Annotated in this window: 18 protein-coding genes; 12 read left to right on the top strand and 6 right to left on the bottom strand. The window is 48.8% G+C overall.

Going from position 1 to position 23,747, the window contains the following annotated elements; translation table 11 throughout:
* The first annotated feature begins 323 nt into the window (after positions 1–323).
* Complete coding sequence (locus IEV98_RS04215) at positions 324–989, top strand: ABC transporter ATP-binding protein (RefSeq protein ID WP_188504652.1); 666 nt, start codon at positions 324–326, stop codon at positions 987–989.
* Between the two features lie 24 nt (positions 990–1,013).
* On the opposite strand, the gene IEV98_RS04210 is transcribed toward IEV98_RS04215, so the two are convergent.
* Positions 1,014–2,603, bottom strand: coding sequence for a S41 family peptidase (locus IEV98_RS04210; RefSeq protein ID WP_188504651.1), 1,590 nt, complete (start codon positions 2,601–2,603; stop codon positions 1,014–1,016).
* A gap of 137 nt (positions 2,604–2,740) precedes the next feature.
* On the opposite strand from IEV98_RS04210, the gene IEV98_RS04205 reads away from it, so the two are divergent.
* The gene (locus IEV98_RS04205; protein ID WP_188504650.1) at positions 2,741–3,307 is read left to right on the top strand and encodes a hypothetical protein; all 567 of its coding nucleotides are present in this window, start codon (positions 2,741–2,743) and stop codon (positions 3,305–3,307) included.
* Between the two features lie 39 nt (positions 3,308–3,346).
* Here the strand turns inward: IEV98_RS04205 and idi are convergent, their stop codons facing one another.
* On the bottom strand, positions 3,347–3,859 hold the full coding sequence (gene idi, locus IEV98_RS04200; RefSeq protein ID WP_188504649.1) for an isopentenyl-diphosphate Delta-isomerase: 513 nt from the start codon (positions 3,857–3,859) through the stop codon (positions 3,347–3,349).
* A gap of 48 nt (positions 3,860–3,907) precedes the next feature.
* The gene (locus IEV98_RS04195; RefSeq protein ID WP_188504648.1) at positions 3,908–5,221 is read right to left on the bottom strand and encodes a nicotinamide mononucleotide adenylyltransferase; all 1,314 of its coding nucleotides are present in this window, start codon (positions 5,219–5,221) and stop codon (positions 3,908–3,910) included.
* Between the two features lie 335 nt (positions 5,222–5,556).
* Between IEV98_RS04195 and kbl the strand changes: the two genes are divergently transcribed.
* The 4 genes from kbl (at position 5,557) to typA (ending at position 9,617) form a co-directional block, all read left to right on the top strand.
* A complete protein-coding gene (gene kbl / locus IEV98_RS04190; RefSeq protein ID WP_188504647.1) occupies positions 5,557–6,744 on the top strand; it encodes a glycine C-acetyltransferase in 1,188 nt (395 codons plus the stop codon).
* Positions 6,738–7,097, top strand: coding sequence for a bleomycin resistance protein (locus tag IEV98_RS04185; RefSeq protein WP_188504646.1), 360 nt, complete (start codon positions 6,738–6,740; stop codon positions 7,095–7,097). Before kbl ends, IEV98_RS04185 begins: the two co-directional genes overlap by 7 nt.
* 35 nt (positions 7,098–7,132) lie before the next feature.
* On the top strand, positions 7,133–7,714 hold the full coding sequence (locus tag IEV98_RS04180) for a pentapeptide repeat-containing protein (RefSeq protein ID WP_188504645.1): 582 nt from the start codon (positions 7,133–7,135) through the stop codon (positions 7,712–7,714).
* A gap of 97 nt (positions 7,715–7,811) precedes the next feature.
* Complete coding sequence (gene typA, locus IEV98_RS04175; protein WP_188504644.1) at positions 7,812–9,617, top strand: translational GTPase TypA; 1,806 nt, start codon at positions 7,812–7,814, stop codon at positions 9,615–9,617.
* 18 nt (positions 9,618–9,635) lie between these two features.
* Here typA and IEV98_RS04170 read toward each other — a convergent pair whose 3' ends face one another.
* The 3 genes from IEV98_RS04170 to IEV98_RS04160 all read right to left on the bottom strand — a co-directional run bounded on the left by IEV98_RS04170 (position 9,636) and on the right by IEV98_RS04160 (position 15,511).
* Positions 9,636–11,102 carry a RagB/SusD family nutrient uptake outer membrane protein gene (locus tag IEV98_RS04170; protein ID WP_229738561.1) on the bottom strand — a complete coding sequence of 489 codons (1,467 nt, stop codon included), beginning with the start codon at positions 11,100–11,102 and terminating at the stop codon, positions 9,636–9,638.
* A gap of 35 nt (positions 11,103–11,137) precedes the next feature.
* Entirely contained in the window at positions 11,138–14,356 is a 3,219-nt protein-coding gene (locus IEV98_RS04165; RefSeq protein ID WP_188504642.1) for a SusC/RagA family TonB-linked outer membrane protein, read from the bottom strand.
* A 333-nt stretch (positions 14,357–14,689) separates the two neighbouring features.
* Entirely contained in the window at positions 14,690–15,511 is an 822-nt protein-coding gene (locus tag IEV98_RS04160) for an endonuclease/exonuclease/phosphatase family protein (RefSeq protein ID WP_229738560.1), read from the bottom strand.
* Positions 15,512–15,640: 129 nt separating this feature from the next.
* On the opposite strand from IEV98_RS04160, the gene IEV98_RS04155 reads away from it, so the two are divergent.
* The 6 genes from IEV98_RS04155 (at position 15,641) to IEV98_RS04130 (ending at position 23,728) form a co-directional block, all read left to right on the top strand.
* Positions 15,641–16,426 carry a helix-turn-helix domain-containing protein gene (locus IEV98_RS04155; RefSeq protein ID WP_188504641.1) on the top strand — a complete coding sequence of 262 codons (786 nt, stop codon included), beginning with the start codon at positions 15,641–15,643 and terminating at the stop codon, positions 16,424–16,426.
* A 75-nt stretch (positions 16,427–16,501) separates the two neighbouring features.
* Positions 16,502–16,990 (top strand): anthrone oxygenase family protein, encoded by a 489-nt coding sequence (locus tag IEV98_RS04150; RefSeq protein ID WP_188504640.1) that lies wholly within the window; start codon positions 16,502–16,504, stop codon positions 16,988–16,990.
* Positions 16,991–17,117: 127 nt separating this feature from the next.
* The gene (locus IEV98_RS04145; protein WP_188504639.1) at positions 17,118–17,840 is read left to right on the top strand and encodes a GNAT family N-acetyltransferase; all 723 of its coding nucleotides are present in this window, start codon (positions 17,118–17,120) and stop codon (positions 17,838–17,840) included.
* 362 nt (positions 17,841–18,202) lie between these two features.
* Entirely contained in the window at positions 18,203–18,793 is a 591-nt protein-coding gene (locus tag IEV98_RS04140; RefSeq protein WP_188504638.1) for an RNA polymerase sigma factor, read from the top strand.
* Positions 18,794–18,899: 106 nt separating this feature from the next.
* Positions 18,900–20,138: a FecR family protein gene (locus IEV98_RS04135; RefSeq protein WP_188504637.1), complete on the top strand. Its 1,239-nt coding sequence runs from the start codon at positions 18,900–18,902 to the stop codon at positions 20,136–20,138.
* Positions 20,139–20,422: 284 nt separating this feature from the next.
* Positions 20,423–23,728 carry a SusC/RagA family TonB-linked outer membrane protein gene (locus IEV98_RS04130; RefSeq protein WP_188504636.1) on the top strand — a complete coding sequence of 1,102 codons (3,306 nt, stop codon included), beginning with the start codon at positions 20,423–20,425 and terminating at the stop codon, positions 23,726–23,728.
* The last annotated feature ends 19 nt before the right edge of the window (positions 23,729–23,747 follow it).

Below are 23,747 nucleotides of genomic sequence, written 5' to 3'. Positions count from 1 at the left end.
TGTAAAACGTACACAAAGGTACGTGTTTTTTCAAATCGTTCTGCATGCATTTGGCCAAATCTGTTGAAATATGATACAAAACTGATACATCCTTCGGCAATAGGGCTCGGTGTTCGGAATCGGACAATCAGTTGTTCGGAATCGGACACCACACCATTTACAAGACAGCCTATCGGGCTCGTTAAAAGATCTTTACAATAATGGACGGATTTTGGCATTGACCAGCATGATATTTAATATATTTGAGTGCGGCCAATTCATAACCGGTCCAACGAATGAAAAGGTATATCAAGCACGAAATACGATGTACTGTACCCACTAAAATGATTCGATTAAAAAATATATTCAAATGGTACAATGTGGGCGGTAGCCGCTCATTCGTACTTAAGGACATCAACCTCCACATTGCCGAGGGCGAATTTGTGTCCATCATGGGGCCATCCGGATCCGGCAAGTCTACCCTGCTCCACATTCTCGGATTATTGGATGAACCCGATGAGGGCGAATACCTTTTCATGGAGGAAAACGTACTCGGTCTGAAAGAAAGGCAACGTTCCGCGCTGTACAAGCAACATATCGGATTTGTTTTCCAGGCTTACCATCTCATTGACGAACTGACTGTATATGAAAACATTGAGACTCCGCTTATCTATAAAAACCTGAAAAGTAGTGAGCGCAAAGCTATTGTCGGAGACCTGATTGACCGCTTTGGTATCGTAGGTAAAAAAGACCTATTTCCGACACAGCTTTCCGGTGGTCAGCAGCAATTAGTCGGTATCGCCCGCGCGCTGGCTACTACGCCTAGGCTGTTGCTTGCGGACGAACCGACAGGCAATCTTAACTCCAAGCAAGGGGAAGAAATCATGAACCTCTTTAAGCAACTCAACCAAGAGGATGGCGTAACCATCGTACAAGTGACCCACTCAGAAAAAAATGCGGAATACGGCAATAGGATCATCGAGCTACTCGATGGGCAGGTGGTCAACTAATCAGCGATTAGGATAGGCAGGCAGTTACTCGCCCTGCAGCGCTAACAACGCTTGCGCTAATACCTTATCCGAACGGTTTCTTACCCTGAAAAAGGCCTCGCTGCCGAAATAGTAGCGCCCCAATAGCGCCTCAATATCACTTCGTACCATCGGCTTTGCGGCGCTTGCTTCATTTGGTGTGCACGTCATCCCCGTTTCACGCACGTATTGCAAGAAACCATCGTATTCCTTATCAGGCAGGGAATACCCTTTCAGGTAGTTTTCAACGGAATATGCCGGCACCGCATGGGTAAGGCGCCCATACACATATGTTTCGATCAAGTTGGCCTTCCGTATCCGGCGATATAACACACTGTTGGCCCGGTTGCTGTCTACGGGTACCACCACATCCGGCGATATACCTCCACCGCCATACACCAGCTTTCCAGATGTAGTTTGGTAAACGTCCGTATCCGCGTCCTGCCTAACCAATGCTGGAAGATTGCCTGTGTGAGACGGAGCTTCGGTGTTGGCAATGTAGGATTTTTGGATACATCGGCCTAAAGGGGTATAGTATCGCGCAACGGTGAGGTTCAACGCGGAGCCATCACCAAAGCCGAATTGCTCCTGTACCAATGCTTTCCCGTATGACTGGCGGCCCACGATGATTCCCCGTTCTAAATCCTGGATAGCACCCGCGACGATTTCGCTCGCTGAGGCCGATTGTTCATCAATCAATACGGCCAACTCACCGTCTCCAAATATGCCATCGGCATTGGAGTAGTAATCGACACGCGGTTCATGTGCCCCCTCCGTATAAACAATCAGTCGCTTGTCGTCAAAAAAATAACTGGCCAATGCCGTAGCGACATGAAAATAACCACCGCCGTTTTCCCTTAAATCCAGTATCAACCGCTGTGCGCCCTGTTTCTTAAGGTCCTTTAGAGCCCGTTCGAAATCTTCGGCTGTCTTGGCGCCAAACCGCCGGATCTTTATGTAAGCCGTAGCGCTGTCTATGATATATGCGGCATCGATGCTACTTACCTCTACCCGGTCGCGCATTACCTTTAAAGGGAACGGAAGGCTTTTCCCGTTGCGGTGTATGGTTATTTCGATGGCGGTACCGCTACGGCCACGGATCTTCTCCTCGATGTTCCTTTCGGAAACTTTTTTCCCTGCAATCGTATCGCCGTTGATAGCGACAAGTTTATCACCCACACGCATGCCCGCCCGTTGCGCAGGTCCCCCCGCAATCAACCCCACAGTCATCAACGTATCGTTCAAATTGTAATATTCGATACCGATGCCTTCAAAGCTACCTTCGAGGGTTTCATGTTGTTCGAGCGCCTGGTTGGGGCGTAGATATTCCGAATGCGGATCCAATTGTGCTACGATTTCGTCGATAGCGAGATCCTGAAGCTCATCCACTCCTACACTATCGACATAGTTATCTGCAATGAGATCAATCATGCGTTGCACCTTGCCCGTTTTGTCGATGATACCCAACGGTAGTAAGCCGTTACGGCCCGTGCGGCGGTTCTCATCGGCAAAATCCTGCCCGAGCAATATCCCCAACAACAACACAGCACCGTAGGTGCCCGCTACAAACAAGTTCCTTTTCGTCTCCTTGCGCATATCCTTAGATAACAGGCGCTAAATTAAATAGTTTCTAGCATTTTCCACTGCCAGCGCCCAAAATTTACAATATTCACACACACCTTTTTAGGTTATCATGGAATATTCTCATTTTTGTAAAAAAATAGTCGAAAGCGATGCACGAGATAGAGCCATATTACCGCTGGAGAGATGATTACATCGCCGCCGAAGACGAATTGTCCCCGTTTTATGGCGTGGAGTACAATGAATTTGAGTTTGACAAGCAGATTTACAATTTCCTATTGCATCCCCAGTGGGATAGCTTTGGTTCCACTACGCTGTACCTCAAAATACTCTTTGCCGATTACCAACGGGGTTATGCCATTATAGAATTGATCGGCGAGTGGAACGATGCAATATATAATGACGTCATGTTACTCAAACGCGAAGTTATAGACATCATGATCAACGCCGGCGTTCATAAATTCATCCTCATCGGTGAAAATGTGCTGAATTTTCATGCTTCGGATGATTGTTATTACGAGGAATGGTTCCATGACATCGAAGATGGTTGGATTGCTGGCGTCAACTTTCGCGATCACGTCATTGACGAATTCAAAACAAGCAATATCGACTACTACATCAGTTTCGGTGGCGTACTTGATGAGTTAAACTGGCGCTATCAAAAGCCATTGCAGGTTTACAAAGCGGTGGAAGAGCAATTGACGAAGCGGCTGCATTGATCGGGGCAACAGCCCTTATCTGTGTTGCTTTGTTACAGACTAAATCCGGGCGAAGATTTTCCGATAGATGATCTTAAACCAGGGCGTATAGGCATCGGGGTTGTTCGCTAGCTCGCGTTCGATCTCCGGAAGGCTTAGCCAGCGATAATCAGCCACTTCCTCGGGATTGATCACAGGCGCATGGCTGGTGTATCCGATAAATACATGATCTACTTCATGTTCCACCAAGCCATTGTCAAAACCAGCCCGGTATTTGAACGTAAACGCAAATTCCAGCGGGACCTCCATACCCATCTCTTGCCGCAATCGCCGATGGGCAGCATCTGCCGCAGTTTCGCCGGGAGCCGGGTGGCTGCAACAGGTGTTGGTCCACAGGCCGGCACTATGATACTTATGCGCAGCCCGTTGCTGAAGCAACAATCGGCCATCGCTATCCAATACGAATACACTGATGGCCCTATGCAGCAAACCTTGCTGATGTGCTGCCATCTTTTCCATTGTTCCTACGCTGCGGTCGCTCTCATCGACCAATATGACGTATTCTTCGGTCATTCTTTCTATTTCCTCATTTTTATTCGCCGATTCCTTATACCCGTATCATCAAACGGTCTTGACATGCCGTTCGTCGTACCCTTCGATGTCGATAATATAGTGATTTTTGACGAGAAAGTCGAATAATGGCCGCGCATCCTCCGATACGGGCATATTAGCAGTAGTAATGATCTGATTATCCGGCTTGTGAAGGTATGGATAGGCATACAGCTTCACATTCTTGCTAAACAAACCACTTACATAAGCTAGGAGTTCATCGGCATAGTTACCCTTCGTATACTGCTTGGAGTTGAACACATTGCTTAGGTTGGAGATGTTGGTGGAGATACCGACATTACGCGGCTTGAATTGCGCCAGGTACTCTGCCAGGTAATGGTTGCGTGTAAAATTGGACACTAGGATGTGGTTGCCCGTGCTGCAAAGGTATTCGGCTCGCTCGGCGAAATATTGCAGATCTTCGGGGGTAAACTGCGGCGCACTATCAAGCACGTTGCTCATGAGCACTTCAATCATCACCACCAAATTATCGTCCTTGATGCCTAGATTGCGCTTAAACTGTTCTACAGCTAGATTAAACAGGTCAAAGTTGGGGTTCGATTTCTGCCGATATTTTGTGCGCAAGATCATAATGTCCTTTTTATACAGGAAATCCTTGCTTTGGTAGGCTAAGCCTTCCGGATTGAAAATAGCCACCTTGGAAAACCCCTTGGCAATGAGATAAAGGTTAATCAGTCGCTCATTCACGTCCTTGAAAACAGGACCATTGATTTTCACCAGATCGATCTCCACCGAGCCGGGCGAGAGGTTATCCGCCAACGATTCGATCATCGTCTGCACATCCCGGGTATAATAATAGGCTGCAAAAACGAGGCTCACACCCAGGATGCCCAGCACCTTTTGCTGCAACAGGTTGTCGCTATCCAACAGCCGCACGTGGAAGATAATCTCGTTTGGTGCACCGCCCACTTCATGTTGGAACCATAGGCCAATCCAGCCGTGGGGCTCATTCGTTTTATTGAAATTGAGTGCCGAAACGGTATTGGCAAATGCAAACAGTCGCTTATTCCGATATTTATCACCGACGAGCCTTTCGGTAAGCAGTTCATATTCGTGCGCAAGCATTTTTCGCAAGCGCGAACGGCTTACATACCTGCCCGAATCCTCCGCACCATAGATCGCGTCACTGAATGCCATGTCGTAAGCCGAAATGGTTTTGGCGATCGTACCGGATGCCGCACCTGCATTGAAAAAATTACGGGCTACCTCCTGCCCCGCGCCGATTTCCGCAAATGTGCCGTATATTTCTTCGTTGAGGTTGATTTTTAACGCCTTACGCTTGGTTTCGTAGATTTCCCTTGCCATGGCGCAAAGGTAGCGTTTTTGATAAGGTTTCTAAAGCACCGTGGTATTTCTGCATGTTAGGTAGTCGTGGCCTGTTTGATATGCAGAAATGAATCAGTAGTTACCTAGTATATATCCAGTGTTAATCCAGTATATATCCAGTAAATCCTCAGTAAAGGTCCAGTAGATATCCAGACTCATAATACTGAAGTATCCTTGGCTTTCACCTTTGTATCGACCAGGCTATTAGTAGATAGCTAGTATACCGCGTACGGAATAGGTAAGGTTTTTATGCATAAAAACCTTATTTTTGCTACCGGTATCCAATTGTCATCTTTTAACTTTACGTTTTAAACATGTACAAGACCCTCCAGCCCGTGCTCCTGCAGGAACTGCAAGCCATCAAAGATGCAGGCTTATATAAAAATGAACGCGTTATTGTGACGCCTCAAGGGGCGGACATCCGGATAGAAAGCGGCGACGAAGTCATCAATTTCTGCGCAAACAACTATTTGGGTCTCTCCTCGCACCCCAAGGTGATCGAGGCGGCCAAACGTACCATTGACACGCACGGCTATGGGATGTCATCGGTGCGCTTCATCTGCGGTACGCAAGATATCCATAAAACATTGGAGGCTAAAATTTCAGCCTTCTTAGGCACAGAAGAAACCATTCTCTATGCCGCAGCGTTCGACGCCAACGGCGGCGTATTCGAACCTTTGCTTGGCGCTGACGACGCCATCATATCCGACGAACTCAACCACGCCTCCATCATCGATGGCGTGCGGCTCTGTAAGGCCCAGCGTTTTCGTTATAAGAACTGCGACATGACCGATCTGGAGGAGCAACTCAAGGCCGCACAGGGAGCCCGTCATCGCATCATCGTTACCGATGGTGCATTTTCGATGGACGGCAGTGTCGCCCCTTTAGACAGGATCTGCGATCTGGCCGATAAGTACGAGGCACTTGTCATGATCGACGAGTCGCATTGCACGGGCTTCATCGGCAAGACCGGCCGGGGTACACACGAGCTGCACGGTGTGATGGACCGTGTAGACATTATTACCAGCACGTTGGGCAAGGCACTGGGCGGCGCTTCCGGCGGATTTACCTCAGGCAGAAAGGAAATCATTGACATGCTGCGGCAGCGCTCTCGCCCCTACCTGTTTTCCAACACGCTCGCGCCGGCCATTGCGGGGGCATCTATCGCTGTACTCGATATGCTTAGCGAGACCACCGAACTGCGCGATAAATTGGAATACAATACTAAATATTTCCGGGAAAAGATGACAGCTGCTGGTTTCGATATCAAGCCCGGTGCACACCCTATCGTACCCGTGATGTTGTATGACGCACCGCTGGCACAGGAGTTTGCGGCCAAGATGCTGGCTGAAGGCATCTATGTAATCGGCTTCTATTATCCGGTAGTACCCCAAGGCAAGGCCCGTATCCGGGTCCAGCTATCCGCCGCACATGAGCAGCATCACCTGGATAAGGCCATCGCCGCATTCACGAAGGTAGGAAAGGAGCTGGGCGTATGCTAACCGATATCAATCCCAAACTACCGATGCGGGATAAAGCCCGGACCAGAGACTTCTACGTGAACAAGCTCAGTTTTCAGGAATTTGGGAATGCTGACTACGACGGTTACCTCATGGTACAGAAAGACCGCATACAAATCCATTTTTTCGAGTTTAAGGAACTCGACCCGAAAGAAAATTACGGCATGATTTATATCCGCACCGATGATATTGGCGGATTGTATCAGTTCATGTTGGATAACAGATTACCGATACATCCCGCAGGGCAGCTGCAGACCAAACCATGGGGACAGCAGGAATTTTCGATGCTCGACCCCGACAATAATCTGCTGACATTCGGACAAGCCATACCCTAGCCCCACCTTACACCGGAAATAACGTACACCCCCCAATGCACGAAACTTACGTACAAGATAGAACGTTCGATAGAAACAACTTCAAACAACAACCATTGCCCCACGGCGAATATGAAAATTGCCTTTTCAACCACTGTGATTTTTCGGATAGCACACTTTCCGGATCTACGTTTACTGACTGCAGCTTCATCGGCTGCAATTTAAGTTTGACAGCATTGGTCCAGACCGGATTACGGGATATCCGATTCAAAGATTGCAAAATGTTGGGCCTTCGATTTGACTCTTGCATTCCTTTTGGCCTTTCCTTTTCCTTCGACAACTGCCAGCTTAATCATTCTTCGTTCTATAAAACAAAAATCAAAAAAACCATTTTCAAAAATTCACAGCTACGGGAAGTCGATTTTGCGGACTGCGACCTGGCCAGTGCCGTGTTTGACCATTGCGACCTGACTGGGGCCACATTTGACAATACCAACATCGAAAGAGCCGACTTCCGGACTTCCTACAACTATTCCATAGATCCGGAAAGAAATCGAATCAAAAAAGCAAAATTCGCCATTTTTGGCCTATCGGGCCTTCTGGACAAATACGATATCCAAATCGAAAACAACGGTTAACAGCATCTAACCTCCAAACAAAAATTCATTAGCCTAGCACATTTTAATGGATTTTCCGTACCTTTGCACCCTCAATTTTAATAAATACCCTTACGGGATGCAGAAAATCAGAAACATCGCGATTATCGCGCACGTAGACCACGGCAAAACCACCTTGGTAGACAAAATTCTCCACTTCACCAACCTCTTTCGGGAGAACGAGCAAGCCGGTGAACTCATACTGGACAATAACGACTTGGAACGTGAACGCGGCATCACCATTGTTTCCAAAAACGTATCTGTAAGGTATAAAGACGTAAAAATAAATATCATCGATACACCGGGCCACGCCGATTTCGGCGGTGAAGTAGAACGTGTATTAAAGATGGCCGACGGCGTCATCCTACTCGTCGATGCCTTTGAGGGCCCCATGCCACAAACTCGTTTCGTAACTCAGAAGGCCCTGGCACTGGGCTTGAAGCCGATCGTTGTGGTCAACAAGGTCGATAAGGAAAATTGCCGCCCCGATGAGGTTTACGAAGCGGTATTCGAATTGTTCTTCAATCTGGATGCCACCGAAGAGCAGCTGGACTTCCCGGTATTGTACGGGTCCTCCAAACAAGGTTGGATGGGAACCGATTGGAAACAGCCCGCGGAGGATTTTACACCGCTGCTGGAAGCCATTTTGGAGCATATTCCCCCAGCACCGTATGCTGAAGGCACCCTGCAAATGCAGGTCACCTCGTTGGATTATTCTTCTTTTGTTGGACGCATTGCCATTGGCCGTGTGGCCCGGGGTGTCATCAAGGAAAACCAACCTGTTTCTTTAGTAAAGCGCGATGGTAAAATTGTGAAATCGCGCGTGAAAGAACTGCACACCTTTGAAGGGCTGGGCCGCGTAAAGGTACAGGAACTAAAGGCGGGCGATATCTGTGCCGTGGTAGGCATTGAGGGCTTTGACATTGGCGATACCCTGGCAGACTTCGAAAACCCCGAGCAACTGGAGGTCATCCACATCGATGAGCCGACCATGAACATGCTCTTTACCATCAATAATTCCCCGTTCTTTGGCAAGGAAGGCAAATTTGTGACGTCACGTCACCTCCAAGAACGCCTCTATAAGGAAATGGAGAAAAACCTGGCCTTAAAGGTCGTTCAAACCGACTCGCCGGATTCCTATCTCGTGTATGGTCGGGGTATCCTTCACTTGTCTGTGTTGATTGAAACCATGCGCCGCGAAGGGTATGAGCTGCAAGTAGGCCAGCCGCAGGTCATTGTGAAGGAAATTGATGGGGTGAAATGCGAACCCATAGAGGTGTTGGTCGTGGATGTCCCTGCCGAAGTATCGGGCAAGGTAATCGAGCTGGTAACACAGCGTAAAGGCGAGTTGCTGATCATGGAAACCAAAGGGGACATGCAGCACCTCGAATTCGACATTCCCGCACGCGGCATCATCGGCCTGCGCAACAACGTGCTTACCGCCACTTCGGGCGAGGCGGTAATTGCACACCGCTTCAAAGCCTACGAACCTTGGAAAGGCACCATCCCTGGCCGGATGGCCGGCGTATTGATATCCATGGAAAAAGGGCAGACAACGGCCTACTCCATCGATAAGTTGCAAGACCGCGGGCGTTTCTTCGTAGACCCGGGCGTGGATATCTACGAAGGGCAGATTGTGGGCGAGCATATCCGCGATAATGATTTGGTGATTAACCTTGTGAAAGGCAAGCAACTGACCAACATGCGGGCATCCGGCAGTGATGACAACGTACGCATCGCACCGGCCATCAAGTTCTCACTCGAAGAGTCGATGGAATACATCCAGGCCGATGAATACATCGAGGTAACACCCAAGAGTATCCGCCTCCGCAAGATTTACCTCACGGAAAACGAGCGGAAGATAAATGCCAAGAAATTCCAGTAACTGGAAACAAAACCCCGGCTAATAGCCGGGGTTTTGTGCTAATGTGGGGTTGGTACGCAGTTCACTTGCGGGGATCGGCATCAGGAGGTATTTGGCATCAAAGCTGATCTGCCCGCCGCCTTCCTCAGCCCTTGCCAAGAACGCAGTCATGATTTCCGTAGCCTTTTCAGGGCCCTGGCGTACAATATCGAACCACCGTAGTGCCTCGCCTGCAAACTCCAGCCGTCGCTCCCCGAAGACCGCTTCGCGGAACGTTTCTTGGTCGGGCGCGTCCAATACCGTCAGGCTATCTACTCCAGCACGGTTCCGCACCCCGTTGAGCAGTGCAAATGCTTCGCCGTCCGCAACATACCCCAATTCATTCAGCACCTCGGCATACATCAACTGCACATCGGTGATGCGCACAATGGAGAAATTCACATCGTTGTCCTCCTTGTTGGGCGGCACCGTACCGTGTGCATATTTGATATATAAAAGCGTTAGGCTGTCTACCACGTCATTGCCACTGGCATATCCTTGCTGGATGGTCAAATCACGACGCACATCCGCGGTGTCGTATGACTCATATAAATCATTGGATACGGCAATCCATGTGGATCGACCGCCCTGTGGAAACAACTCGGAGCGCAAATTTTCTGGCACAAGCGAATAGACTAACGGGTTCCCCTGACTATTCAGCCCTGATGTATACTGAATCTGGAAGACATGTTCCGACCCGTTGTCCCTCGTATTGACGAAGCAGTCCACGTAATTTTCGTAGGGCGTAAGGCCCTCATAAGCGAGGATTTCCTCCAGCAGCGGTTTGGCACTTTCGTAGTCCCTGCCATATAAATGAACGCGGGCAAGGATCGCCTTTGCTGCAAACTTGGTAACCCGCCCCAGGTTATCTCCGCCCTGCTGCTCGGGAAGCACCTCAGCGCCGGCGGCCATGTCGGCCACTGCAAATGCAAAGGTTTCCGCTTGGGAAGCCCTCGGTATAGTCGCAATTTCCTCAGCACTCATCCGCCGGTCGATGATGGGCATACCCCCGAAAATCCAACCGAGTTGGAAATAGCAATATCCACGGATGAACCGTGTTTCGCCACGCATGATCGTCCGAACCAGTTCATTCGGAAAATCTCCCCCGTCGATCTGGTCGAGTATATTATTCGTACGGTTGATGACGGTCCAATACGCCGACCACACACCCAGGATACGGTCATCGCCTGCCGTAAAGCCGAATCGAGCCAACGGATTGTTGGTGGTATTCTGTAGCGTATTCACATTGTCACTTAGACTTTCCATCATCATCGGGTAGTCGAAGCCATGCACCGACCGGAGCCCGCCATAAGCGCCGAATACGGCCTGCCTGAAATCATTGGCCGTCTTATAGAAATCTTCGGTATTATAATCGGATTGCGGTGTGAGATCCAACTTCTTGTTGCACCCTGCTGCCAATAATGCAGCAGTGGTCATCAGTAAACCCAGCAAGTTGCTCGCTTTCATTGTTTTGAACGTTTTCATGCCTTTGTATTACTAAGCTAAAAGGAGATGTTTACCCCCAAGGAAAATCTTTTCGATATCGGATATCCCCCATAGTCCGTTGCGGGACGGGTATTTTCGCCCGTACCCGAGCCCCCGGCATTGTTCGCTTCCGGATTAGCACCTGGGTATTTGGTAAACGTGTGTAAATTGTCGGCCATCACAAATAGCCGGACGGCGTTTACGTTCCATTTTTTCAGTACGCCGTGTGCAAAATTGTATCCAAGTGTTATATTCCGTATCCGTACGAACGTTGCGTCATACACCCAGGTATCGTTGTACGGTGGATTTACGCCCACCACACTTGGCGTCCGGCCGTCCCAACTCATGTCTATGCCCGCCGGGATATTTGCAGTGAACTGTTCAGGCTTGTATGCATGTAGCCAGTCACGGTATTGGTTGGTCCCCTCACCCAATCCGTTGTTGAAGCCCCGTCGCCCCAGGTAGAACACGTCACCACCCTGTTGCCCCTGAATGTCAAAGCTCAGGTCGAACCCCCGGTAAGAGACGCTATTCGATAATCCCCACAGAAAATTAGGCTGAGGATCTCCAACGTTGGTATGGTCCTGCTCGTTGATTTGACCATCGCTATTCATGTCCACGATTTTCAGGTTACCTTCCAGCTGTCCGTTGATGATGGGTACCCGCGGTGCACCGGTTTCGTCAAAATCCGCAGGTAACAGCACACCATCAGTCTTGTACATGTAAAAACTGCCCAAGGGTTGGCCAATGGCCGTTATATAGGCATTGAAATCCTCAAGTGTGGTGAGCATGATCAGCCGGTCAATTCCCGACGCCAGCGCACGGACCTTATTACTGTTCTTGGAGAAGTTGACGGACGTTGTCCAAGTGAAATCATCGGTTTTGATGTGCTGTGAGGTAATCTGTAATTCGAAGCCTTGGTTTTCCACCTCACCGATGTTCTGCCGTATCGTCGAAAAACCGCTTACACGCGAGACGGGCACATTAAGCAACAGGTTGCTCGTCCTATTGAAATAGGCATCTGCTGTTACCTGTATGCGGTCGTCCAAGAGCCATATATCCAAGCCGATATCCCTGGATAAGGTCGTCTCCCAACTTAGGTTTTCATTCGCGATGTTGCTGGGCACCAATCCGGTTACAAGTTTCCCGTTGAGGTTATAATCCTGCCTTCCGAGGAGCGAAATGTGCTCGTAGTTGCCGATCCGGTCATTGCCCGCTCGGCCTATCGATGCCCTTATTTTGAGCAGCGACAACCACTCAACTTCCTGTAAAAAGGCTTCTTCGTTTATCTTCCACCCAATGGAGGCAGCGGGGAAGAGCCCCCACTTACTATTTGGGCCAAATCGCGAAGACCCGTCGTAACGCGCGCTGATGGAAATCAGATACCTATCGCGAAAGTGGTATTGAGCCCGCCCGAAAAATGAGGTGGTGGCGCTCTCTCCGATGGAGGTACTTGCCAGCGTAGGATTATTGGCATTATTCAGTGTAGGGAGCAGATCATTCGCAAACCCATCGCCCGCGGCCGCCAGTAAATCCTGGCGGATGTGTTCATAACTTTGCCCCAAAAGGAGATCCAGGACATGGTCTTCACCCCAATCGGGACGATACGTAGCCGTATTCTGGACACTGAATACGTAATTGTCTGTGCTGGATGCATAGCCATTGGCCTGTGCCCCCTTGTTTACATTTGCGGGCGTAAACTCATTGTAGGCTGCATGGGCCGAAATGTAGCCAAGCTGTGTGCGCAGCGTAAGTCCTTCAACAGGCGCATAGTCAGCAAAGGCGTTGATTTGAAGCTCATTGGCTTTAGCCCGGGCTGTCATCTCTCGGAGCCTCGCCAGCGGATTCACATACGTCTGTGCAGGCGAATAGCCTGTTGCCTCCGTATTCTGGTCGGTCGCCACCACCGGCGGCATGGCTAAGGCATAGTGTGCGTTGCTTTCCTTTCCGTCGGTCTCGGGATCATCGATCCGGTTAAAGGAAGCTGCCACGTTGGCCCCCAACTTCACCTTGTCACCGATATTGAAGCTGGTGTTTGCCCGGAAATTGTAGCGCTCGAATCCCGTGTACCGCATCACCCCATCCTGCCTTAGGTAGGAACCCGATACGAGGAATGTGCCGATTTTTCCTCCGCCCGATACATTCAACGCATAGTTTTGCATCGGAGCCCGCCGATAAACGACCTCTTGCCAGTTATTATCGGGTAAAGTAGCCGGATTCAGGTAACTATCCGGATATTGGTATGCGGCTGGTCGCGACGATACCGGTGCGGTCAGGTCGCCCCCCGTCTGCTGGAAACGGGAGTCGCGTAGATACTGGATATAAGCGACATATTCCTGCGTGTTCATCATGGGCAGAAATCGGTCTACCTCCTGAAATCCGGTATAGCTGCTGAAATCGATCCTCGTATCCCCCTCTACTCCCGATTTGGTGGTGATTACAATCACGCCATTTCCACCTCTGGCACCATATATTGCACCTGAAGAAGCATCTTTCAACACTTCCATCGACGCGATATCCCTCGGGTTTACATTCCGCATGTGATCCTGCGGAATCCCATCGATTACATACAACGGGCTGCTGGATGCCGTTACCGAGTTTACGCCCCTGATCTTGATGTTTGCCGCTTTACCGGGTGCCCCGGTACCCTGACTCACCCGTACACCCGGTATTTTCCCCGCTATGCCATCTTCCGTATTGGTGATCGCATTATTCTGGAACGCATCTCCCCTCAGGGAGCTCACCGACCCCGTAAGATTCTTCTTCCGCACAGTGCCGTACCCGATGACGACCACCTCTTCCAATACGTTTTCATCGGCATCCTGCGGTTTCAAGGTGACCGTTTGCCCATCGGCAATGCTCATGGGCATCTCAAACGTTTCAAAACCCAGCATGGAAAACACCAACATAACCGCGGTGTCCGCGGGTGATTGGATTTCGAAGGCACCCTTTTCATCCGTCTGCGTTTTGACGTCCGAGCCCTTGATACTGACGGTGACGCCGACCAACGGTACGCCTGCGTCATCTTCCACCAAGCCCTTGGCAATACGCTTGGTGGTGTCTTGTGGCACGGTGTCCTTTTCAATCGTATCCGTCGGGATGCTATCCTTTGGAATGGTGTCCTGTTGAACCAACCCCTGGTTAAAAACCGGAAAGTAGCCCATGGAATGACTACAAAATAACAGCACCCCGCAGCTCACACTGAGCAGCATTCGCGTACAAACACTTACCACCATAATCGTTTGAATTGTTCCTATCCATTATCTTCCGACAGGTGAGTGCTTCATAGGTGAGCACTCCTAAGTATATGTTTGTTCGAGGTACTGGATTATAATATACAGTGCTGGAGAGGTTTTGTTTTAAAATTTTAAGTGATAGCGTCGATTCGGCGGTAAAAACGAAAGGTTTCCAAACGGGGAGAATGGAAACCTTTACTAACCAATTATAAACCTAAATTATGATGCAACAAAGATAGTGTATTTTTTACACTATGCAAAATAAAAAACATTTTTTTTAAGACTTTCGGTTAATCGCCGATTAAAACCGCTCAACATCAGGACATTAAATCATTATTCTAAGCGAAGTGTAGCGACTATGGGTAGGTGGTCTGAGGCATATTTTTCGCTGACCACGTAATGATTTAGCACAGTGATGGTTGTAGACTTTCGGTAAAACAGGTAATCGATAGTTGCCTTCGGCTCATCTACAGGAATAGTATACGGGCAATCTGCGGGCGCGCAGCTACTTTGGAACGAAGCTTCCAGCGCCTGTATCGGTTTACTTCCCGGTCGTGCGTTGAAATCACCCCCAATCACCAGTACGCCAGCCCCAACTCCCAAACGGGCAACGATTTCGGCTGCTTGCAAAACGCGGGTTTCTTCGGTCAGGTCCAAGTGTGTACTGGCAAATTGCACTATTCTTCCCGAAGGCAACGTTACATTCGCCACCGCGACCACCCGCGGTTCGTGCCTTACATCCGGCGCTATGGGCAATTGGATGCTAGCGGTATCCTGGATGGGCCACCGCGAGAGGATAGCCACGCCATATTCTCCACCGTCGTGATCGATGGCCTTCTTGAAATAATAGTGCATCCCAGTTAACTCGGCGAGTTGCTTGGCTTGGTCGAGCTCCTTTCCGGAGCGATTTGTATGCACATCCACTTCTTGTAATGCGACGAAATCGGGATTTTGCTTGCGGATTACCTGCGCAATCGTATCAACGTCTATATGATCCGATTCACTGGGTGGATTGCAATGGTGGATGTTGTAAGCCATCACAGTGATCGTGTCTGCTGATGGGGCGACCCGACCATCCTCCGAACCGCTTGCCCCTACCGCGCAGGAAAAGACGAGAGGCAGATTAAACAAAAGCGAAACGATAAACATCTTCATACCGGCAATATGCAAAAAAACAATTGAACTCGTATAGGGGAGAAGTCCTATGGATTTTCCTATTTTTGTTTCGTTTGCTTCTGGTATAAGCGTGTCTACGAATTAAGCAAGCCTGCGAAACAAAATGATTTGACGTTGATAGATACCGCTAAAATAATAGCCGATAACGATTTGGAATTGTTCGTTAAGGAAATTTTCATTCTAGCGCACGAGGATGGCCCAAAAAATTCTACGCTTCGGTTTTTTGCGGATGGCTATCCGGGAATGGTATATCTGCAATCAGAAAAAGGGCTTTTACTACCACGAAAAAAAGAACTTACCGAATTTTTCCTATACGGACAGATGATAGCGCCCTTCGACCTTTTGATGACGGGGCCTTATTTGATGATTGTTTTTCAACTGTACCCCTTTGCTTCCAAATTGTTGTTTGATGTTGACCCGCGAAAATTAAACGACGACTGTCATGACCTTTCAGAAATCAAGTGGGCAACCATAGAAAATCCATTAAAATCTTTAGCTGCTCATTCCGAAATAATTGTACAGACTGAAATTATTGCAAAATTCGTCTCGAAGCTTGCCCGGGAAAAAGGAATGGATGAGTACCGAGAAATACAACGGGCTATTCAAATTGTCATGGACCATAAAGGTATAATCGCCGTCAACGAGCTGGCCAAGCGACTCAATGCCACCGAAAGAACGTTGCGAAGAAAATTCAATCATTATGTCGGGATATCTCCCAAAAAGTTCGCAAAAATAATACAGTTCCAAACTTCGCTGGAGCAAATCGCTACCGGTGACTTTTCGAGATTGACCGACATCGTCTATGAGAACGGTTACGCCGACCAATCCCATTTTATACGAAACATCAAGAAATTTACGGGAAAAAGGCCTTTGCAGCTAAAAAATCTGCGATAGTCACTTTGTCCGATTTATTCAATTTCTATTTTTGTCCGCCCTATATTTTTGCTCCCAAGTTTTAAATCAAAAATTATGGGTTTTTATCAGATCATTCAAATCATAGCGGTATCATTGACCGGCTTAGCGGCAGGGCTATTTTATAGCTATGCCTGTTCCGTCACGGGCGGGTTGGGCAAGCTTTCGGACAGGGAATATTTAATGGCTTTCCAGTCGATCAATAACGTTATTTTGAATGCTTGGTTCTTCACGAGTTTTATGGGTAGCTTGGTCGTTCTGCCGGCGGTAACTTGGTTCTCTTACAATGCCGGTATTAATTTTTCATTTTGGCTGTTCCTATCGGCTACCGTCATCTATGTTGTTGGGGTATTTGGTGTCACTATATTTGGGAATGTGCCATTAAACAATATGTTGGAGTCTACTAATCTTAACACCGCCTCATTGCAAGAGTTGTTTTCCTTAAGGGAAAGGTTTGAGGCCTCCTGGAATAAATTGAATTTAATCCGCACCATAGCGGCCGTTGTCAGTTTTATAATAGCCGTTATCGCATCCATTCTTAAATAAAAGGGTAGGTTTCGTGATCCATGGTCCGTTGACTGATTTTTTGTCGCGCGGAATAAATAGCTGAAAAAAATGTAAATTTGATATGGAGTGTTACTCCAAATCAAGCAATTTACCAAACAGGCTGTTTATGCAATTCAACATCCTTAAAACGTCATTGGCAGAAATCCAGGAATTGCGCAATCTTTTCCTCGCAGAGATCTCCTTTCAATTTGTCTATCACAAGTGCCATGCTGCGGGTTGGGCTGACACCTATATTTTCACGCTGAACGGCTCGCCGGTAGGTTATGGATCGTTATGGGGTAAAAATAACCGGATGGACAGGGATACGGTATTCGAGTTTTACCTGCTTGAGCCTTTCAGGAGATTGGCCGGCAAAGTTTTCCGGGAGTTCGCCCGGGTTTCGGGTGCAGCATACATCAACTGCCAGAGCAATGACACTTGCTTGACTGCAATTCTATTTGAGCACGCCAATACGATCCATGCAGAAGCCATCTTGTTTGAAGATAGCATCCAAACAAATTTTGAAGTATCCCATACCGTATTCAGGAAGAGCGGGCTGCGCGGTGAGCATGACCCGCAATATGTATTGGAGCAAAATGGTCAAGTAGTCGCCAGCGGGGGCCACGTATGGAGTTATAATTTCCCATATATTGATATCTACTATGAAGTAGACGAAGACCACCGGCAAAAAGGCTTGGGAAGTCTGATTACACAGGAATTAAAGAACGAAGCCTACCGAATGAATAGGGTTCCCTCTGCGCGCTGCAATATAAAAAACATCGCTTCGAAAGCAACATTGCTAAAAGCGGGTATGCGTGTATGTGGTCATATCTTGCTTGGTACGCTGTGATTGGCCAAAATACTATCGATGCCCCTGCGAGCAATAGCTGACTGTAGACTATTTGATTGTCGGCCAAAGAAAAACCCCGAAACGAGGAGAATCGGGGTCTTCTAACTAACCAATTATAAACCTATTATGAAAAGACAAACTTCTGTATTATACATATAACGCTCCCCAGGCTCAATAATTACAACAGAAGTGTAAAATTCTTGTTGGGATTTTCATATTATCGGCGAACCATCACTTTTAAAAAATCTATTTGTCCGGGGTCTCACACATCTTTATCTTAGTGAAGTGCGCCGTGAGTAGGTCGATAGAAACGAGCAGATTTTACTAACTTTGCAGGATCAATTATAAATGGATAGACGTAAATGGCCGCCAAAATCTTATTGGATGAACGTAAGCTACTGGCTAAGGTAGCCCAGGGAGACCAACGAGCCTTTCGAGTCATTTATGACCACTATTACGACAGTCTCCATGCCTATGGCCTTCGCCTGCTCAAATCAGACCTGTTTGCCGAGGAAATGGTTCAATATGCTTTCTTAAAAATATGGACGCTCAAAGACAGATTGACGAAAATTGAAAATCTTGAAAGTTACTTGATTACCATGGCACGCAACCACGCACTTGATATACTCCGTCGAAGAAAGCTAACCGTACGGGCAAATCGTGAAATCAGCATAGATTGGTCGGAATCACATAACGACACCGAAGAAGAAATCATGCTCAATGATACGCGCAGGATACTCGATGAGGCCATCGAATTATTGGCACCACAACAGAAACGCGTATTTCGGCTTTGCCGCCAGCAGGGCTTAAAGTACGAAGAGGCCGCTAAAGAGCTTAATCTTTCTCCCGCTACAGTACAGTCTTACATGAAACTAGCGCTCAGCGCGCTCCGAAAACACCTGGCCCATCGCACGGACATTGTAATGATACTGATTGTGTTCAGGCTGATCTAAAAAAACTTCATTAACGATACCCCCGAAAACACCCGCCGTTCGTCTACGTCTAAAGAGCGCATTGCTTTTTGCGGGAAACCGCGACAATCGATGCCGACATAGGAACATGGATAACGGTAGGATTACGTATTTGGTTGAACAGTATCTCAACGATTCGGCATCACCTCAAGAATTGGGTGAGTTGGAAAACCTATTGGCCGACCCAAATGCCGATAGCATGGTGAAGGATGCTTTTTATGCCGGCTACTATCGCCTATCCAAGTCCCCGGCAAGCGGCATTAATCCAAATAGCGATGCGAAAGAGCGGATATTCCAACAGATTATCATGCAGCCCCCGCAACGGGTTTCGCTAATAAAACATCGGATTACACAGCTACCGAAGTGGTTGCCGTATGCCGCGGCGGTCGTCCTTGCCATGGCAGTAAGTCTGCTTGTATGGAACAATAACCAGCGGCCGCCCGAACAGGAAATCACAGCCGCGGAGATAGCTCCAGGCACCAACCGTGCTACCCTCGCACTCGCCGATGGCAGAGCCATCGCCTTGGACGACACGCAGGATGGAATCATCATCGGAGCGGGAAAGATTACGTACAACGACGGCCATTCCCAAATTGTCGGGCTGGGTGATGACAAAGCACCTATCGAGACGCTCGTGCTTTCAACGCCGAAGGGAGGAACATACTCCATCATCCTCCCAGATGGTTCTAAGGTTTGGCTCAACGCAGCCACTACCCTGAAATATCCCTCACGGTTTGACGGCCGTGAGCGCGTGGTGTACCTGGAGGGCGAAGCGTATTTTTCGGTGACGAAAAGGAAGGGAAAGGCGGGCGTACCGGATGATGTTCCGTTCAGCGTGGTCAGTAACGGCCAAGTGGTGAAGGTGCTGGGAACGGAATTCAACATTTCGGCGTACCCGGATGAAAGCGAAACCCAGACTACGCTGGTAACCGGGCGTGTAAGTGTTTCTACGAGCAATGGCACAGCAGCGGATGCCCCCGTATCAGAACGTCTCGGCACCACCATATTGGCCCCCGGTGAACAAGCGATTAACCGGCAGGGAATCATCAACGTCCAAAAGGCAGATCCGGATCAATACACCGCATGGAAAGATGGCTTTTTCTATTTCGACAGATTGTCCCCTCAAATTGCCATTACGCAATTGGCTCGTTGGTATGATCTAGAGGTAGTCTATCGGGGGAAAATTCCTCAAATCAATATTTTCGGCATGATTGATCGAAATAAATCACTGGAGTCTGTCTTAAAATCACTGGAAAAAAGCGGATTGAGCTTTAAGATCGTTCATTCAGCGGGAATAAACCGGCTTATTGTCTTGGGAGAGCAATAACCGTTATCTGACATCACCCGATTATAATTTCAAATAACCAATGTTAACTAAAAAAGGAGATTAGCACATGGAAAAGTAACATATAAACCATTTAAGTCTACGCATGCAAAAAACGGATGATGCTGATAACATCACCCGCTTCGTTTGCTTGGATTGATACTCGGCCATTGTGTTCACTGAAGCCGAAAACCATTTTTTAACCATCCAAACTTTACAAATGTATGATTTTTACACGATGTGTAATGGGCCATTTCCGGCCCTGTAAATACCGTTTATTACTAATTATGAAACTAGCGCTTTTCTTGACCCTTGCCTTTGTATTCCAAGCAGTCGCTGAAAGCAAAGCCCAGAAGATAACGCTCAACGTACAAAATACCACGCTGCGCGAGGTAATGAAAGAGATTCAGAAACAACAAGGTTATTCGTTCCTATTTCGTGGCGACCGTATAGCAGACACACGCGTGGATGCTCAGGTTAAACAAGCTGACTTCGCCGATGCGATGCAAGCTATTTTGACCGGCCACGGATTGGACTGGTCGCTTGATGACGGCATCATAACGATTACGACGAAACAACCAATAGTTGAAAAGGAACGGCCCGTTATACAAGACCGCATACTTACGGGGTTGGTAACCGATGAATCGGGGATACCGCTGGTGGGTGTTACGGTAAGTGTGGTGGGCAAAGACATCCGGGCCCTAACCGATCAATACGGGGCGTATCGGATTGTGCTGCCCGACGAAGAGAACACGCTGCTGGCATTCAGCAGTGTTGGATTCGAAACCCAGGAGCAGCCCATCCGTAATCAATCCAGCCTTAACATTGTGCTGAAAGCAGTAATGGGTGATCTGGACGAGGTGGTGGTGGTTGGATACGGAACGATGAAAAAAAGTGACATCACGGGAAGCGTCGCTTCGATAAAAGGGGAAAAAATCACAAATACCAGCTCGGGTAGCTTTGAAGCCCTATTGCAAGGACGTGTGGCCGGATTACACGTTATCAATAACAATAACGACAACCCCCAGGGCGGCTCGACGGTACGGGTGCGGGGCATTAGCTCCATCAATGGCTCCAATGCACCGCTTGTTGTCGTCGACGGTATCCCATTTGGGGATGCCGGCGGGCTAAACCTCATCAATCCGAATACTATCCTTTCGATGGAAGTATTGAAAGACGCTTCTGCCACGGCAATTTATGGGTCGCGGGGGTCCAACGGCGTGATTATGATTACCACAAAACGCGGCGACAAGCATTCGCCGAATGTCTGGCTTGATCAAAAGACCAGCTTCGGTTCATTCAGCGAGAAACTCGACTATTGGCACAACCCATTGCTCATGGCGGAGCTGGCGGATGAGGCCAACGAAAATGCGGGAATAGACCCCATATACATTGGCAGGCGGGCTACAGACGGCACCTACTACCCTTCGCGGGCGGCCATTGCCAGCGGGGCCTGGCCGTACCAAACCGAATGGGCGGGCTACGTATTCCGCCCCACGGCAGTAACCTCGGAAACGAATCTCGGCGTGCAGGGCGGGGGAGATAAAAGTCAGTACTACCTGGGGCTGGGCTACTACGACGGGGAGGGGATGCAACGCAACGATGACTACCGGAAGCTTACCCTGGATTTGTCGTATCAGCACGAATTGTCGGATTACCTGACCATCATCTCGAAAGCGGGATTTATTGACGGAGACCGGAATCGGAATTACGGAATGAACTACCAGCGGAACCCGCTATTTCCGGCGTATAACGGCGATGGCACCTATTTTAAAGCGAACTCGCTTGATTATGGAAATCCCCTGGCGCTGACCAATGAAAGAAAGGATGTCTCGCCGAATACCGACGGGTACGCCACACTCCAGTTTAATGTTAAACTGGCGAAACCCCTGGAATTGGTATTACGTGGGAATACACGTGCCGGGCTTTCCGGGCACAACTTCTACAATCCACGCGTATATACCCAAGGGGGCGACCTCTACGATGGCGAAGGCGGCATTGCGTCCTCTTCATATCGGAATGTGACCCTGGACGGCTACCTGACGTACACGAATACGTTTGCAGAGAAGCACGCATTTACGGTGATGGCGGGTGTTACCTACGAAAACGGAACCCATAAGAGCCTCAATACCACGGGCCGCGGCTTTGCCAACGATAACCTGATGGAGGAAAACATGTCTGGCGCGACCGAACGTTTTATCACGAATGGCTTCAGCAAGTCGGTTTTGGCTTCCGGGTTTACGCGCTTCAACTACGCATATCATGGCAAATACCTGCTCACCTTCACGGCCCGCGCGGATGGGAGTTCCAAATTCGGCGAGAACAATAAATGGGGATTCTTCCCTTCGGGAGCCGCCAGCTGGCGGCTATCCGAAGAGGCATTCCTGAAGGATGTGGAGGCCATTAATGACCTCAAGATCCGGGCGAGCTACGGCGTTTCCGGAAACCAGGGGATTGCACCTTACCAGACCATTTCGAAGTACGGCCAGGACTATTATTACCTCAACGGCGAAGAGTTTATTATTTACGGACTCGGCCAGCAGATCGGACGGGAGGGTATCGGTGACCGCTATGTGCAGTGGGGGGGTATGGCCACGAAAGACCTGCGCTGGGAAAAGACCTCTCAATTTGATGTCGGCGTTGACGCGACGATGTTGCGCAACAGACTGAATGTAACCTTCGATTACTACTATAAGAAAACCAATGACCTGTTGCGCCAGCAGTTCCTCAATCCAAGCACGGGCTTCGACCGGGTTTGGACAAACGACGGTGAAATTGAAAACCGGGGTGTGGAACTCGCGGTAGACGGGAAGATCCTGACCAGCGGAAAACTGAAGTTCGATGCGGCACTCGTGTTTTCACTGAACCGCAATAAGGTGGTTAACATCGGATCGCAAGAAAAATCGGGGTATGTCGTAGACCAGAATGGGCTTCGGTATGAACCCTATGGAAGTGGAATCTTCAACGACGCCTTTTTAAATGTGTTGGCCATCGGCCAACCCGTAAACGCCTTTTATGGCTACCGGGTAGACGGGATCATTCAGGAAATGCCCGGCAACCCGGTGAAAATGACCAGGCCCGGTGAATTTAATTACGTAGGATTGCGGGAAGACGGTACGCTCGATCCGGCTAGCCGCCAAATCATCGGCGACCCAAACCCGGACTTTACATCCAGTCTGAATCTCCAACTCATGCACGATGTGGGTATTGACTTCTCGCTGATGCTTTATACGATGTATGGAAACGATGTGTTCTCCAACCGCAAACTGGATCGGATATCCCTGCAGGAGGGTCGGTGGACCGGTGAAAACCCGAATAATGTACGCCCTAAACTACGGGCAGACAGGCAGTATTTTGCCTCGTCATGGTTTGTAGAAGACGGCAGCTTCCTCCGGATACAACAGGTGACCCTGGGCTATACCTTCCCGCATATCCCCTTTATAAAACAAGCGCGTGTGTTCCTGAATGCCTCCAACCCTATCGTATTTTCTAATGTAAGTGAATACGACCCCGAGGTAGCGGAAAATGGCCGCGGCGCTGCCCCCTATCCACGCGTGGCGATTTACACCGCCGGTTTGCAACTGAAGTTTTAGTTTTTAGTATCAACATTTA

The organism is Parapedobacter pyrenivorans, assembly GCF_014636865.1.
GTDB classification, from domain to species: domain Bacteria; phylum Bacteroidota; class Bacteroidia; order Sphingobacteriales; family Sphingobacteriaceae; genus Parapedobacter; species Parapedobacter pyrenivorans.
Note: the sequence above shows the minus strand (reverse complement) of the source record. Positions and strands in the feature narration are given on the sequence as shown.

Excerpts from the sequence above, each read along its gene's own strand:
- IEV98_RS04170 (WP_229738561.1), bottom strand. The coding sequence starts at position 11,102 with ATGAAAGCGAGCAACTTGCTGGGTTTACTGATGACCACTGCTGCATTA.
- IEV98_RS04185 (WP_188504646.1), top strand. The coding sequence starts at position 6,738 with ATGCTAACCGATATCAATCCCAAACTACCGATGCGGGATAAAGCCCGG.
- typA (WP_188504644.1), top strand. The coding sequence starts at position 7,812 with ATGCAGAAAATCAGAAACATCGCGATTATCGCGCACGTAGACCACGGC.
- IEV98_RS04210 (WP_188504651.1), bottom strand. The coding sequence starts at position 2,603 with ATGCGCAAGGAGACGAAAAGGAACTTGTTTGTAGCGGGCACCTACGGT.
- idi (WP_188504649.1), bottom strand. The coding sequence starts at position 3,859 with ATGACCGAAGAATACGTCATATTGGTCGATGAGAGCGACCGCAGCGTA.
- IEV98_RS04135 (WP_188504637.1), top strand. The coding sequence starts at position 18,900 with ATGGATAACGGTAGGATTACGTATTTGGTTGAACAGTATCTCAACGAT.
- IEV98_RS04205 (WP_188504650.1), top strand. The coding sequence starts at position 2,741 with ATGCACGAGATAGAGCCATATTACCGCTGGAGAGATGATTACATCGCC.
- IEV98_RS04165 (WP_188504642.1), bottom strand. The coding sequence starts at position 14,356 with ATGGTGGTAAGTGTTTGTACGCGAATGCTGCTCAGTGTGAGCTGCGGG.
- IEV98_RS04195 (WP_188504648.1), bottom strand. The coding sequence starts at position 5,221 with ATGGCAAGGGAAATCTACGAAACCAAGCGTAAGGCGTTAAAAATCAAC.
- IEV98_RS04145 (WP_188504639.1), top strand. The coding sequence starts at position 17,118 with ATGCAATTCAACATCCTTAAAACGTCATTGGCAGAAATCCAGGAATTG.
- IEV98_RS04215 (WP_188504652.1), top strand. The coding sequence starts at position 324 with ATGATTCGATTAAAAAATATATTCAAATGGTACAATGTGGGCGGTAGC.
- kbl (WP_188504647.1), top strand. The coding sequence starts at position 5,557 with ATGTACAAGACCCTCCAGCCCGTGCTCCTGCAGGAACTGCAAGCCATC.
- IEV98_RS04150 (WP_188504640.1), top strand. The coding sequence starts at position 16,502 with ATGGGTTTTTATCAGATCATTCAAATCATAGCGGTATCATTGACCGGC.
- IEV98_RS04140 (WP_188504638.1), top strand. The coding sequence starts at position 18,203 with ATGGCCGCCAAAATCTTATTGGATGAACGTAAGCTACTGGCTAAGGTA.
- IEV98_RS04130 (WP_188504636.1), top strand. The coding sequence starts at position 20,423 with ATGAAACTAGCGCTTTTCTTGACCCTTGCCTTTGTATTCCAAGCAGTC.
- IEV98_RS04160 (WP_229738560.1), bottom strand. The coding sequence starts at position 15,511 with ATGAAGATGTTTATCGTTTCGCTTTTGTTTAATCTGCCTCTCGTCTTT.
- IEV98_RS04180 (WP_188504645.1), top strand. The coding sequence starts at position 7,133 with ATGCACGAAACTTACGTACAAGATAGAACGTTCGATAGAAACAACTTC.